The sequence below is a fragment of the Kitasatospora cinereorecta genome, from assembly GCF_024172095.1.
GTDB classification, from domain to species: Bacteria; Actinomycetota; Actinomycetes; order Streptomycetales; family Streptomycetaceae; genus Kitasatospora; species Kitasatospora cinereorecta.
Genome location: NZ_JAMZDX010000003.1, coordinates 673,868 through 687,077, shown reverse-complemented (window position 1 = coordinate 687,077; position 13,210 = coordinate 673,868). Strand labels below are relative to the sequence as shown.

General features: G+C 73.0%; 11 protein-coding genes. 10 read left to right on the top strand and 1 reads right to left on the bottom strand.

What is annotated here, in order from left to right:
• Positions 1-2: 2 nt before the first annotated feature.
• Positions 3-923, top strand: a complete 921-nt coding sequence (galU, locus tag FHR36_RS16705) for a UTP--glucose-1-phosphate uridylyltransferase GalU (RefSeq protein WP_253798008.1) — start codon at positions 3-5, stop codon at positions 921-923.
• A 179-nt stretch (positions 924-1,102) separates the two neighbouring features.
• Entirely contained in the window at positions 1,103-2,281 is a 1,179-nt protein-coding gene (locus tag FHR36_RS16700; protein WP_253798007.1) for a ParB/RepB/Spo0J family partition protein, read from the top strand.
• Positions 2,282-2,298: 17 nt separating this feature from the next.
• Here FHR36_RS16700 and FHR36_RS16695 read toward each other — a convergent pair whose 3' ends face one another.
• Entirely contained in the window at positions 2,299-3,171 is an 873-nt protein-coding gene (locus FHR36_RS16695) for a helix-turn-helix transcriptional regulator (protein WP_253798006.1), read from the bottom strand.
• A gap of 170 nt (positions 3,172-3,341) precedes the next feature.
• Between FHR36_RS16695 and FHR36_RS16690 the strand changes: the two genes are divergently transcribed.
• From FHR36_RS16690 to FHR36_RS16655, 8 genes are all read left to right on the top strand, one after another.
• Positions 3,342-4,769, top strand: a complete 1,428-nt coding sequence (locus tag FHR36_RS16690) for an MFS transporter (RefSeq protein ID WP_253798005.1) — start codon at positions 3,342-3,344, stop codon at positions 4,767-4,769.
• A gap of 131 nt (positions 4,770-4,900) precedes the next feature.
• Positions 4,901-5,689, top strand: coding sequence for an SDR family NAD(P)-dependent oxidoreductase (locus FHR36_RS16685; protein ID WP_253798004.1), 789 nt, complete (start codon positions 4,901-4,903; stop codon positions 5,687-5,689).
• A gap of 37 nt (positions 5,690-5,726) precedes the next feature.
• On the top strand, positions 5,727-6,929 hold the full coding sequence (locus tag FHR36_RS16680) for an MFS transporter (protein ID WP_253798003.1): 1,203 nt from the start codon (positions 5,727-5,729) through the stop codon (positions 6,927-6,929).
• Entirely contained in the window at positions 6,926-8,599 is a 1,674-nt protein-coding gene (locus FHR36_RS16675) for an FAD-binding oxidoreductase (protein ID WP_253798002.1), read from the top strand. The genes FHR36_RS16680 and FHR36_RS16675 overlap by 4 nt, the downstream gene beginning before the upstream one ends.
• 165 nt (positions 8,600-8,764) lie before the next feature.
• Complete coding sequence (gene wecB / locus FHR36_RS16670; RefSeq protein WP_253798001.1) at positions 8,765-9,961, top strand: non-hydrolyzing UDP-N-acetylglucosamine 2-epimerase; 1,197 nt, start codon at positions 8,765-8,767, stop codon at positions 9,959-9,961.
• Positions 9,961-10,647 carry a hypothetical protein gene (locus FHR36_RS16665; RefSeq protein WP_253798000.1) on the top strand — a complete coding sequence of 229 codons (687 nt, stop codon included), beginning with the start codon at positions 9,961-9,963 and terminating at the stop codon, positions 10,645-10,647. Before wecB ends, FHR36_RS16665 begins: the two co-directional genes overlap by 1 nt.
• Positions 10,647-11,882 carry an FG-GAP repeat domain-containing protein gene (locus FHR36_RS16660; protein WP_253797999.1) on the top strand — a complete coding sequence of 412 codons (1,236 nt, stop codon included), beginning with the start codon at positions 10,647-10,649 and terminating at the stop codon, positions 11,880-11,882. Before FHR36_RS16665 ends, FHR36_RS16660 begins: the two co-directional genes overlap by 1 nt.
• The gene (locus FHR36_RS16655; RefSeq protein ID WP_253797998.1) at positions 11,882-13,117 is read left to right on the top strand and encodes an acyltransferase family protein; all 1,236 of its coding nucleotides are present in this window, start codon (positions 11,882-11,884) and stop codon (positions 13,115-13,117) included. Before FHR36_RS16660 ends, FHR36_RS16655 begins: the two co-directional genes overlap by 1 nt.
• The last annotated feature ends 93 nt before the right edge of the window (positions 13,118-13,210 follow it).

Sequence of the window (13,210 nt, the reverse complement as noted above, 5' to 3'; positions counted from 1 at the left end):
CCATGAAGCCACTGAAGCCACTCAGCAGCCGCGTCGAGAAGGCCGTCATCCCGGTCGCCGGACTCGGCACCCGTTTCCTCCCCGCCACCAAGGCGACCCCCAAGGAGATGCTCCCGGTCGTCGACAAGCCGGCCATCCAGTACGTGGTCGAGGAGGCGGTCGCGGCCGGCCTGCTGGACGTCCTGATGGTCACCGGCCGCAACAAGCGCCCGCTGGAGGACCACTTCGACCGCAACTACGAGCTCGAGGACCTGCTGCTGCGCAAGGGCGACACCGACCGGCTCACCCGGGTCTGCGCCCCCACCGGCCTCGCCGACATCCACTACGTCCGCCAGGGCGACCCGCGCGGACTCGGCCACGCCGTGCTGTGCGCCGCCTCGCACGTCGGGGACGCCCCGTTCGCGGTACTGCTCGGCGACGACCTGATCGACGACCGCGACCCACTGCTGGCCCGGATGATCGAGGTCCAGGCCCGGCTCGGCGGCAGCGTCGTGGCACTGGTCGAGGTCCCGCCCGAGAAGATCCACCTGTACGGCTGCGCCGCCGTGGCCCCAGCCGGACCGGACGGACTGGTACGGGTCACCGACTTGGTGGAGAAGCCCGATCCGGGCACCGCGCCCAGCCGCTACGCGGTGATCGGGCGCTACGTACTGCAGCCCGAGGTGTTCGAGGTGCTGGAGCGGACCCCGCCCGGCCGGGGCGGGGAGATCCAGCTCACCGACGCCCTGCAGGTGCTGGCCCGGCGCGGCTCGGTGCACGGGGTGGTGTTCGGCGGCCGCCGCTACGACACCGGCGACCGCGCCGACTACCTGCGCACCACCGTCCGGCTCGCCTGCGAACGCCCCGACCTGGGGCCGGAGTTCCGCAGCTGGCTGTGCACCTACGTGGACACCGAGCTGCGCACCGCGGATTCGACGCGCTGACGCCGGCCGGGCTCACCACCCGGCGCGCGCGGCCCGGTGCGCAACCCGGGAATCTCCCGACTTGCACGGCCGGTCCAGACCATCGCCGCTCTGCTGACCCGCTCTGTTGCCAAATAACCAACCGCATGGTTGGTTTGTTTATGGAGACAGTGAGTCAGCGACGGGGAGGGAGCTCGACCATGGACGGTGTCGACGGGCTGGGCCCGGTCCGGCGGGTGGCGATCGACCGGCTGCGGCCGGCCGACTCCCCCCGCAGCGCGGGCGTGGACCTGGACCATGTCCGACTGCTCATCGACGCGGGCCCCGGCCTGCCGCCGATCACGGTGCACCGTCCGACGATGCGGGTGATCGACGGCATGCACCGGCTGCGGGCGGCCGTGCTCCGCGGCGAGACCGAGATCGGGGTGCGCTTCTTCGAGGGCACCTCGGAGGAGGCCTTCGTCCTCGGGGTCCGGGCCAACACCGAGCACGGGCTGCCGCTCACCGCGGCGGACCGGCGGACCGCCGCCCGCCGCATCCTGGCCGCACATCCGCGCTGGTCGGACGGGGCGGTCGCGGCCTCGGCGGGGATCTCCCCCAAGACGGTGGCGGCCCTGCGGACCCGCTCCGGCCCGGCCGGCCCCGGCGGCATGGTCGCCGCCGAGCCCACCGGTGTCCGGATCGGCCGCGACGGCCGGGCCCGCCCGGTGGACAGCGCCGAGGGCCGCCGGACGGCCGGACGGTTACTCGCCGACGCCCCCGAGGCGTCGTTGCGGGAGATCGCCCGGCAGGCCGGAATCTCCCCCGGCACCGTCCGGGACGTCCGCGACAGGATCGGCCGCGGGGAGGACCCGGTACCCCTCCGGGCCGTCCCCGCGCCCCGGTCCCCGGTCGGCGCCCACTCCCCGGGCTCCGCGTTCCCCCGCCCCGACCGGGCAGGACCCGACCGGACCGGACCCGGACTGCGGGCCCCCCGGCCCACCGCAGGGTTCCGGACGGTGTCCGCGGACGACCGGACGGAACCGGACCCGGCCACCGAACCGGCCGGGGCTGTCGCCGGTACCGAGTCCGTCAGCGGCGGCGGGGCCACCGGCGGTGCGGGCTCCACCGGCCGGCTCGTCCACCTCCCGCCGGGCGGCCGCGGTGCGGCACAGGTGGAGAGCCTGTTCCGCGACCCGTCGCTGCGGCTGACCGAGAACGGCCGGCTGCTGCTGCGGATGCTCCAACTCCACTCGCTCAGCGCCGCCCAGTGGGACCGGATCGCCGCCAGCGTCCCGGCCCACTCGACCGGGACGCTGACCGCGGTGGCCGCCGCCTGCGCGGAGGCCTGGCAGCAGTTCGCCGAGCGGATGGAGCACCGCAGATGCGCCGACGGCTGAACCCCGACCGGCCGGCGTCAATGCCGGGCGGCGGCACGCCGCGGGTGGACCTCCGCCTCCCGCAGCAACCGCAGTCCGGCCTCGGCCACCGAGCCCTGCTCGGCGCTGTACATCAGCATCCACTGGCCGGACTCGTCGGCGGTCCGCAGCGTCTCGAAGGTCAGCTCCAGCTCGCCCACCACCGGGTGGTGGAAGAGCTTTACCCCCGAGACGCAGTTGCGGACCGGGTGACGGGCCCACAGATCGGCGAACTCCGGGCTCTTCATCAGCAGTTCGCCGACCAGCTCGGCGAGCCTGCGGTCGTCGGAGTGGCGTCCGGCGGCCAGCCGCAGCGAGGCCACCGCCCGGCGGGCCTCCTCCTCCCACAGCGGGTACAGCTCGCGGGTGTGCGGGTCGAGGAAGAGCATCCGCTGCAGGTTCGGCCGGTCGGCCGGGCGGTCCGGGGCGGTCGGGTCGAGGTGGCCGGCGATCAGGGCGTGGCCGAGCGGGTTCCAGGCGAGCACCTCGCTGCGCCGGTCGAGCACGATGACCGGCACGTCCAGGGCGGCGATCAGCTGCCGGACGGCGGGGCGGACGCTCTCCGGGCGCTCCGGCGGCCTGCGCCGGGCACGTCCCGGGCGGGCCAGGTTGCGCAGGTGGGCGTGCTCGTCCTCGCTCAGGCGCAGGGCGCGGGCGAGGGCGTCGAGCACGGCCTCGGAGGCGTTGCCGCTCTGCCCCTGCTCCAGCCGGGTGTAGTAGGCGGCGCTCACTCCGGCCAGTTGGGCGAGTTCCTCGCGGCGCAGGCCGGGAACGCGCCGCCGGGCGCCGTACGAGACCAGGCCGACGTCCTCGGGGCGGAGGCGGGCGCGCCGGGTGCGGAGGAATTCGCCGAGCTCCGTAGGAGTGTCCATGCCGCCCAGTATCCCCGTGCGGGGGCCTCGGCGGACCGGCGGAACGTAACCCTGCCAAGGGTAGGAACCGCGGTCGTACGCATCGCCGGGGCCTGGCTGCCCCTGCCGCCCGCGCGCAGGCTCGTGCTGTCTGAATCATCCAACCTCACCGAAGAACAAGGAGCCTGACGATGTCGACGATCGACGAGGTGGCCGGCCCGGCCCGGACCACGGCGGTACCGGAGAAACTGACCGGACGGCTGAAGCTGGTCCTGGTGGTCCTGCTGGTCGCCCAGTTCATGCTGGCCGTGGACTTCTCGATCCTGAACGTGGCGCTGCCGGTGATCGGCCGCGGCCTCGGCTTCCCGCTCGCCCAACTGCAGTGGATCGCAACGGCGTTCGCGCTGGCCGCGGCCGGCTTCACGCTGCTGTTCGGACGGATCGCCGACCTGGTCGGGCGGCGCCGGCTGTTCATGATCGGCCTGGCCGTGCTGGGCCTGTCGTCCCTGCTCGGCGGTCTGGCGGTCGACCCGACCATGCTGCTGATCGCCCGGGTGGCGCAGGGCCTGGCCACCGCGGCGGTGACCCCGGCGGGGCTGTCGCTGCTGACCTCCTCCTTCCCGGAGGGGCCGCTGCGCGAGAAGGCGCTGGGCCTCAACGGCGCGCTGATGTCGGCCGGTTTCACCACCGGCGCGGTCCTCGGCGGCGTGCTGACCGACCTGCTGAGCTGGCGGTGGGCGTTCTTCATCAACGTGCCGGTGGCGCTGGCGGTGCTGCTGATCGCCCCGACCGTGCTGGTGGAGAGCCGCGGCGAGGCGCGGGCCAAGCTGGACGTGCCGGGTGCGCTGGCGGTCACGGTCGGCCTGCTGTCCCTGGTGTTCGGCCTGACCGCGGCCGGCGAGCACGGTTTCGGCGACCCGGCGGCGCTGGTCGCGCTGGCGGTCGGCGTGGTGCTGCTGGTGGTGTTCTACTTCGTCGAGAAGGGCGCCGCGCAGCCGCTGGTCCCGGTGCGGATCCTGCACAAGCGGACGGTCATCTGGGGCAACCTGGCCGGTCTGATCGCCTTCGTCACCGAGACCTCGCTGGTCTTCCTGATGACCCTCTACCTGCAGAAGGTGCTGGGCTTCTCGCCGCTGGCGGCGGGTCTGTCCTTCGCGGTGCTGGGCCTGGGCACGGTGACCGGCGGTGTGACGGCGGCCCGGGTGATCGGGAAGATCGGCACCACGCCGACCCTGGTGGTCGGCGGGATCGTCCAGGCGGTGGCCACGGCGGCGCTGCTGGGCCTCGGTGACGACCGCAGCTGGATGTGGCTGCTGCTGCTGGCGACCTTCGTCGGCGGTGTCGGCAACATGCTGGTGATCGTCGGGTTCATGGTGACCGCGACCTCCGGGCTGTCCGACGCCGACCAGGGCATGGCGACCGGTGTGGCGACCATGACCCAGCAGATCGGCATCACCATGGGCACCCCGATCATGAGCGCGATCGCCACCGCCGGCATCGCGGACTCGGCCGGGGCGGACGCGATCCTCGGCGGTGTCTCCACGGCGGTGCTGGTCAACGCGGTGATCGTGCTGGTCGGTGCGCTGATGGCGGCCGTGTTCCTGCGCAAGAAGGCCTGATCCCCGGCCTGATCCCCGGCCGGACCCCCCGGCCCGACCCCCCTCCCCCTCAGCGGTGGCGGTGCCCCGTTCGGCACCGCCACCGCTGACTGCTTGCTGTCCGAGTGTGCGAATCCGAGGAGCGAACCACGATGGATCTTCAACTGTCCGGCCGGGTCTTCCTGGTCACCGGTGCGTCGGCCGGCATCGGCGCGGCCACCGCCCGGCTGCTGGCCGAGGAGGGCGCGTCCGTGGTGGGCGTGGCCCGCAAGCCCGGGCCGATCGAGGAGTTGGCGCCGGGCCGGGTGAGCGCGGTGGCGGCCGACCTGACCGAGCCCGGCTCGGAGCGGGCGGTGATCGACGCGGTGCTGGACCGGCACGGCCGCCTGGACGGCCTGGTCAACAACCTGGGCGGGCTGTCCTCGCGCTCCGGTTTCCTGGACGTCTCCGACCTGGAGTGGAAGGCGACCTTCGAGCTCAATCTGTTCGCCGCGCTGCGGCTGACCCGGGCGGCGCTGCCGCTGCTGCTGCTGGAGGAGCGGTCGGCGATCGTCCAGGTGGCCAGCGAGGCGGCGCGCTTCCCGGACTTCCCGATGGTCGACTACGCGGCGGCCAAGACCGCGCTGCTGTCGGTCTCCAAGTCGCTGGCGGCCGAGTTCGGCGGCCGCGGGGTGCGCTCCAACGTGGTCTCCCCCGGGCCGACCAGGACGGCGCTGTGGGACGCGCCCGGCGGCTTCACCGAGCAGTTGGCCGAGCGCTTCGGGCTGCCGCCCGAGGAGGCGGTGGAGCACTTCGTCACCGACGTGCGCCGGCTGCCGACCGGCCGGATCGGCGCGGCGGAGGACGTCGCCCGGGTGATCGCGTACCTGCTGTCGCCGGCCGCCGGCCAGGTCACCGGGGCGGAGTGGGCGGTGGACGGCGGTGCGCTGCGCCAGATCTGACGACCGGTCGACGTCGACGACGAGAGGAGTGGCCGCCATGCCGCTCGCCCTGCTCGCGCTGGCCGTCGGGGCCTTCGCGATCGGCACCACGGAGTTCGTGATCGTCGGCCTGCTGCCGCAGGTGGCCGCTGATCTGTCGGTCTCCATCCCGACCGCCGGGCTGCTGGTGTCCGGCTACGCGCTCAGCGTGGTGGTGGGCGCGCCCCTGATGACGGCGGCCGGGGCCCGGCTGCCGCGCAAGACCGTGCTGCTGGCCCTGATGGGCGTGTTCGTGGCCGGGAACCTGCTGTGCGCGCTCGCCGGCGGGTACGGGCTGCTGCTGGCCGGGCGGGTGGTGGCGGCGCTGTGCCACGGCGCGTTCTTCGGCATCGGCTCGGTGGTGGCCGCGGACGTGGTGGCGCCGGACCGGCGGGCCGGTGCGATCGCGATGATGTTCACCGGCCTGACCGCGGCCAATGTGCTCGGCGTGCCGCTGGGTACGGCGCTGGGGCAGCACCTGGGCTGGCGTTCGACGTTCTGGGCGGTGACCGCGCTCGGGGTGCTGGCCCTGGTCGCGCTGGCCGCCCTGGTGCCCGCGCAGCCCGCGCCGGCCGACGGCGGGCTGCGCCGGGAGCTGGCCGTCTTCCGGCGTCCGCAGGTGTGGTTGGCGCTGGCCACCACGATGCTCGGGTTCGGCGGCGTGTTCGCCTCGTTCACGTACGTCGCGCCGATGATGACCGAGGTGGCGGGCTTCGCGCCGGGTTCGGTGACCTGGCTGCTGGTGCTGTTCGGCTGCGGGCTGTGCGTGGGCAACGTGCTCGGCGGCCGGATGGCCGACCGTCGACTGATGCCGAGCCTGTGTGCCATCCTCGCGGTGCTGGCGGCCGTGCTGGCGGTGTTCTCGCTCACCGCGCACGGGAAGGCCGCCGCCGTGGTCACCCTGGCGCTGTTCGGGGTGGCCGGATTCGCCACCGTGCCGCCGCTGCAGATGCGGGTGATGACCAAGGCCGAGGGCGCCCCGGCGCTGGCCTCCGCCGCCAACATCGGTGCCTTCAACCTCGGCAACGCACTGGGCGCCTGGCTCGGCGGGCTCGCCATCGACGGCGGGCTCGGCTGGACCGCCCCGAACCTGGTGGGCGCGGCGCTCGCCGCCGCCGGCCTCGGGGTGGCCCTGCTCTCGGCCCTGCTCGACCGGACTCCGCGCCGCGTGCGGTCCGTGCCAATACCGGAATCCCCCAGGAAGATCGAGGTGCCACGATGACAGGCGTCAACCGCCGGACCATGCTGACCCGTTCGGCCGCCGTGCTGGGCGGCACGGCGGTCTCCGGCACCCTGGCCACCACGGTGGCCCGGGCCGCGTCGCCGGGCTCCGAGTCGGTGGCCGCGGCCCCGACCGGCGCGACCATACGCCCCGACGACCCCCGCTACGAGCTGCTGACCACCGGCAACAACCAGCGCTTCGTCGCCCGCCCCGACTACGTCCGGATGATCCGCTCGACCCCCGACGCGGAGCGGGCGCTGCGCGACGCGGTGCGCCAGGGCAAGCGGGTGTCGCTGCGCAGCGGCGGGCACTGCTTCGCCGACTTCGTCTGCAACCCCGAGGTGGAGGTGGTGCTGGACTTCTCCGAGATGACCGAGGTGACCTACGACCCGGCGATGCGGGCGTTCTCGGTGCAGCCGGGCGCCCGGCTGATGAACGTGTACGAGGCGCTGTACAAGGGCTGGGGGGTGACCGTCCCGGGCGGCATCTGCTGGAGCGTCGGCGCCGGCGGGCACATCGCGGGCGGCGGGTACGGGCTGCTCTCCCGGGCGCACGGGCTGGTGGTGGACCACCTGTACGCGGTGGAGGTGGTGACGGTGGACGCCGCCGGGAAGGTCCGCACGGTGGTGGCGACCCGGGAGGCCAATGACCCGAACCGGGAGCTGTGGTGGGCCCACACCGGCGGTGGCGGCGGCAACTTCGGCCTGGTGACCCGGTACTGGTTCCGCTCGCCGGGCGCCTCCGGCACCGATCCGTCCCGGCTGCTGGTGCGGCCGCCGTCCACGGTGCTGGTGAGCGCGGTCTCCTTCCCGTGGAAGGACCTGTCGGAGCGGCAGTTCACCCGGCTGCTGAAGAACTTCGGCGCCTGGCACGAGGCGAACAGCGCGCCGGACAGCCCGTACACCGCGCTGAGCAGCCTGTTCAACGTCTGCCACAAGGCGCACGGGACGCTGGACATGTTCACCCAGGTCGACGCGACGGTGCCGAACGCCCAGGGGCTGCTGGACGACTACCTGGCGGCGATCACCGCCGGGACGGGGCTGAGCGCGACCGCGATGACCAAGCCGTCCGGGGAGCTGACCGCGCTGCCCCAACTGGCCAGGCCGCGCCGGCTGCCGTGGCTGCAGGCGACCCGGCTGGTGGGCACCAACAACCCGACGATCACCGATCCGACCGCGCGCGGCGCACACAAGTCGGCGTACATGCGGCGCAACTTCTCGGACCGGCAGATCGCGGTGATGTACCGGCACATGAGCGATCCGTCGTACTGGAACCCGGACACGATGATCGTGCTGTTCTCCTTCGGCGGGCAGGTGAACGCGGCCGCCCCGGACGCCACCGCGAACTCGCAGCGCAGCTCGGTGTTCAAGATGTGCTTCCAGACCTTCTGGCACGACCAGGAGGGGGATGCGGCCGCGCTCGGCTGGGCACGCGGGATCTACGAGGAGTTCTTCGCGGAGACCGGCGGGGTGCCGGTGCCGGGTGAGGCGCACGACGGCTGCTACATCAACTACCCGGACACCGACGTGGCCGACCCGGCCCGCAACCGCTCCGGGGTGCCGTGGACCGAGCTGTACTACAAGGGCAACTATCCGCGGCTGCAGCGGGTGAAGAAGCAGTGGGACCCGACCGACTATTTCCGCCACTCGCTTTCCGTCAAGCCGTCCTGACACTGTTTCGCGAGCAATCGACCGCCGCAGCGCCGAAATGGGCGCTGCGGCGGTTTTCTTTCATAAGCCGTGCCAGGTACGCGCGTTGACGGTCCGTCGGCGTCCGGAGATGCTTGTTCCCGAGCCGCTTTCCCTGAATTCCCTTCCACATGGAGGAGTTTCACCATGCGTTCCATCGCCGTGATTCTGGGAACCCGTCCGGAAGCGATAAAACTCGCACCGGTCATCCGGGCCTTCCGGGACGATCCGCGCTTCCGTCCGGTGGTGGTCTCCACCGGGCAGCACCGCCAGATGCTGGACGAGACACTGGGCGCCTTCGGCCTGCGCCCGGACGTCGACCTGGAGGTCATGGCGCCGCGCCAGACCCTGGCCCAGGTCACCCACCGCTCGCTGAGCGGCCTGGCCGAGCAGCTGCCGGACCTCGGGGTGGAGGCCGTGATGGTGCACGGTGACACGGCCACCACGCTGGCCGGCGCCCTGGCGGGCTTCCACCACCGGCTGCCGGTGATCCACGTGGAGGCCGGGCTGCGCAGCGGCAACCTGCACTCGCCGTTCCCGGAGGAGGCCAACCGGCGGCTGGTGGCCCAGATCTCGGCGCTGCACCTGGCGCCGACCCCGGGCAACGGCGGCAACCTGATCCGCGAGGGCATCAGCCCGGACCGGATTGTGGTCACCGGCAACACCGTGATCGACGCGCTGCGCTGGGCCGGCGACCTCGCCGGCGACTACGGCGATCCGGCGCTGGCCGACCTGGACGCCGATCCGCGCCGGGTGGTGCTGGCCTCGGCGCACCGCCGGGAGTCCTGGGAGCAACTGCCGGAGATCGGCCGGGCGCTGGCCGCGCTGGCTGAGGACGGCTCGGTGCGGGTGGTGGTGCCGCTGCACCGCAACCCGGTGGTGCGCGAGGCGCTGCTGCCGCTGGTCGGGGACCACCCGGGGATCACCGTGGTCGACCCGCTGCCGTACCTGAACTTCTGCCGGCTGATGAAGCGGGCGGACGTGATCCTCTCGGACAGCAGCGGCGCGGAGGAGGAGGGCCCGGCCCTGGGCAAGCCGACCCTGGTGCTGCGGGAGATCACCGAGCGCCCGGAGGCGGTGATCGCCGGGACGGCCCGGCTGGTCGGCCGCACCACCGAGGGCGTGCTGGCCGAAGCCCGGCGACTGCTGGGCGACCCGGAGCAGTACCGGCGGATGGCCGCGGCCGCCTCGCCGTACGGCGACGGCCGGGCCAGCGAGCGGACGGTCGGCGCGGTGGCGCACTTCTTCGACGAGGGCCCCGCGGTGGTGCCGTTCGTCCCGGGCAGTGCGATCGACCAGCTCTCGGTCGAGCTGGCCGGCTCCGGCGCGTACGCGGGCGCCTGATGGCCGCCGACCTGGTCCGGGCGCTGGCCTTCTCCGGCCCGCTGGTGGCGGCCGCGCACGTGGCCGGCGCCCGCGCCCACCGGATCGCCGGGGAGGCCGTGGTGCTGAACGCCGGGCCCACTCCGGCGGCCCTGGCCGGGCGGCCGCGCAAGTCCCTGCCGCCGCTGGCCTCCACGGTGCTGCGGGACGCGGTGGTGGAGCAGGCCGACCACCTGGTGGTGCTGCGGCCCACCGAGGGTCCGCTCGCCGGCCTCACCGGCGAGCCGGGCTGGCACCACCTGGCCGAATCGCTGCCGTCCTACCCGCGCGACACCCCGCTGTGGCGCAGCCCGCAGGACACCCTCGGCACCGTCCGGCTGGATCCGGGGCCACTGCTGCGCGAGGCGGCCGGCGCCGAGCGGGAGTTCGCGGTCCGGGTGAACCTCTGGTTCGCACCGGCCGGGACGGACTGCGGGATCCACCACGAGCACCCGTTCGTGGAGGTGCACACCCAGATCCACGGCCTCGGCCGGATGCAGAAGTTCCACCGGCCGACCCGTGAATCACGGTACGAGGACGTCCCGATGGCCCCGGGAAACACCCACGAGCCGTTCTGCGACCGCGCCCTGGAATACCCCTGGCACCAGTACCGGGCCGACACCGACTGCGTGTGGCTCGCCGTCGAATACCACGAGGAGAGTGAGTGATGGTCCGCATTCCGAAGTTCGTCCCGGAACTTGTTGCCGATCAACTGCGCGACGGCTACTGGCTGGAGGCGCCCGACATCGACGGCGACGGCCGCCCGGACCTGTTCGGCTACGGGCTGCGCCTGGGCGAGATCTACTGGTACCGCAACGGCGAGGACTGGCAGCGCCGGCTGGTGGCCGACCGGATCCGGATGCCCGTCGGCGCCGACTACGCCGACATCAGCGGCAACGGCCACCCGGACATCGTGGTCTGCTACGAGCTGTACGGCCCGATCGGCACCATCGTCGACGCCGACACCTCCGGCGGGAAGATCGACTGGCTGGAGAACCCGGGCCACCCGGAGAAGGACGAGTCCCGCTGGAAGCGCCACTACATCGGGCGCGCCACCGGCATGCACCGGCTGCGGGTCGGCCACTTCACCCGGACCGACCGGCTGCAGGTGATCGGCCTGCCGATCGTCGCCAAGGAGGACGTGCACGCGGTGCTGCCGGTGGTGCTGTTCACCCAGCCCGAGGACGTGCACACGGCCGAGGAGTGGCCGATGGAGGTGGTCGACGACAGCCACTTCCGGATGATCCACGGCGCCGAGAAGAAGGCCGGCCTGATACCCGGCTCCGCGCTGGACTCGGTGCTGCTGGCCTCCGACGAGGGCGTCACCTGGCTGTGGTTCGACGAGGCCCGCGGGGAGTGGGTGCGCACCCTGATCGGCACCGGTGAGCTCGGCCAGTTCGAGCGGACCGGCTTCCGTGGCAGCGGCGACCTCAACTGCGGCCGGATCGGCGACGACCCGATGGCGTACGTGGCCGCGGTGGAGCCGTTCCACGGCAACACGGTGGCGGTGTACGTCAAGGAGGACCCGGCCCGACCCGCCGCCGAGGCCGGCTGGAGGCGCTTCCTGCTCGACGTCTACGGCGACCCCAACGAGAACGGCGAGGGCCCGGGCCACCAGATCGTCTGCGCCGACTTCGACGGCGACGGCGAGGACGAGTTCCTGGTGGCGCTGCGCGGACCGCACCCCTGGCAGGGCGTCATCTACTACAAGGCGCTCGACCTGGCCAACGGCGTCTTCGCCAAGTGGCGGGTCTCCGACGAGTCGGTGGCCCGGATCGCCACCGCCGACTTCACCGGCGACGGGCGCCTCGACTTCGCCACCATCGCGTACTCGGTGCAGAACTACTACGTGGCCAAGGACGCCAAGATCGTGGTCTTCCGCAACGAGATCGAGGCAGACTGATGGCCGCCGGACCGGCGGTGTCCCCGCCCAAGCTGCCCTCGCTCACCGGGCTGCGCTTCCTGGCCGCCCTGATGGTGTTCTGCTTCCACACCGGACTGAGCAACTCCCCCATCCCGCCGAACCGTCCGATCAACCCGTTCGCCGATCCGGACGTGGCGCACGCCTACGAGTGGCTCTTCGTCAAGGCCGGCTACCTGGGCGTCTCGTTCTTCTTCGTGCTCAGCGGCTTCGTGCTCGCGTGGGCGGCGAGACCCGGCGAGCGGGCGGCGGCCTTCCTGCGCCGCCGGATGATGAAGATCTTCCCCAACCACCTGGTGATCTGGGCGCTGGCGATGCTGCTGTTCGCCGGGTCGATGGCGCCCACCGCTGGCTGGCTGTCCAACCTCTTCCTGCTGCACACCTGGTTCCCGCAGCCGGACATCAACCTCAGCGTCAACCCGCCGACCTGGTCGCTGGGCAGCGAGATGCTGTTCTACCTCTCCTTCCCGCTGCTGATCGGGCCGATCCGGCGGATCGCCGAACGCCGGCTGTGGTGGTGGGCCGCGCTGATGGTGGCCGGCACGGTGGCGGTGCAGCTGGTGACGACGTACCTGGTGCCCGACAGCCCGAAGTCGGCCATCACCCCGGTGTCGGACCAGCAGTTCTGGTTCGGCTACCTGTTCCCGCCGGGCCGGATGTTCGAGTTCGTGCTCGGCATCCTGCTGGCCCGGATCGTGCTGGCCGGCCGCTGGCCGCGCGCGCTCGGCGTGCTGCCCGCGGTCCTGCTGATGGCGGCCGGGTACGCGGCCGCCTGGGTGGTGCCGTTCCAGTACGGCTTCGTGGTCGCCACGGTGGTGCCGATCGGTGCCCTGATCGGCGCGGTCGCGGTGGTGGACGTCCAGGGCCGGCGCAGCTGGCTGCGCAGCCGTCCGATGGTCTGGCTGGGCGAGGTCTCCTTCGGCTTCTACCTGTGCCAGGGCGTGGCGATCTTCTGGGTGCGCTCGCTCTTCGACGATGTCCGGTTCTCCACCCCGGTCGGCTTCCTGGTGATCGCCGGGTTCCTGGTGCTGACGCTGCTCGCCGGCAGCGTGCTCTACACCTGCGTGGAGCGGCCGGCGATGCGCCGCTGGAGCCGGTCGCGCCGGGCCACCTCCGCCTCCTCTGTCTCGGATCCTGCCCGCGGGGCCGCCGCCGAACCTGCCCCTGACAGGGTCAGGCTGGCGCCCCTCGTGCCGGCCCGCGGTGGGGAAGACTGAGGACGTGCCCCGTCGGGCCCGAACTCTCCGGGCCCCGGGTGCCCTCGTCCCCCGTGCCGCCGCGGCCCGCCGCCCGCCGGGGGCGCGCCCCCG

What these genes read in the sequence shown, in the direction of transcription:
- galU (WP_253798008.1), top strand. Translation starts at nt 3, where the DNA reads ATGAAGCCACTGAAGCCACTCAGCAGCCGCGTCGAGAAGGCCGTCATC.
- FHR36_RS16700 (WP_253798007.1), top strand. Translation starts at nt 1,103, where the DNA reads ATGGACGGTGTCGACGGGCTGGGCCCGGTCCGGCGGGTGGCGATCGAC.
- FHR36_RS16695 (WP_253798006.1), bottom strand. Translation starts at nt 3,171, where the DNA reads ATGGACACTCCTACGGAGCTCGGCGAATTCCTCCGCACCCGGCGCGCC.
- FHR36_RS16690 (WP_253798005.1), top strand. Translation starts at nt 3,342, where the DNA reads ATGTCGACGATCGACGAGGTGGCCGGCCCGGCCCGGACCACGGCGGTA.
- FHR36_RS16685 (WP_253798004.1), top strand. Translation starts at nt 4,901, where the DNA reads ATGGATCTTCAACTGTCCGGCCGGGTCTTCCTGGTCACCGGTGCGTCG.
- FHR36_RS16680 (WP_253798003.1), top strand. Translation starts at nt 5,727, where the DNA reads ATGCCGCTCGCCCTGCTCGCGCTGGCCGTCGGGGCCTTCGCGATCGGC.
- FHR36_RS16675 (WP_253798002.1), top strand. Translation starts at nt 6,926, where the DNA reads ATGACAGGCGTCAACCGCCGGACCATGCTGACCCGTTCGGCCGCCGTG.
- wecB (WP_253798001.1), top strand. Translation starts at nt 8,765, where the DNA reads ATGCGTTCCATCGCCGTGATTCTGGGAACCCGTCCGGAAGCGATAAAA.
- FHR36_RS16665 (WP_253798000.1), top strand. Translation starts at nt 9,961, where the DNA reads ATGGCCGCCGACCTGGTCCGGGCGCTGGCCTTCTCCGGCCCGCTGGTG.
- FHR36_RS16660 (WP_253797999.1), top strand. Translation starts at nt 10,647, where the DNA reads ATGGTCCGCATTCCGAAGTTCGTCCCGGAACTTGTTGCCGATCAACTG.
- FHR36_RS16655 (WP_253797998.1), top strand. Translation starts at nt 11,882, where the DNA reads ATGGCCGCCGGACCGGCGGTGTCCCCGCCCAAGCTGCCCTCGCTCACC.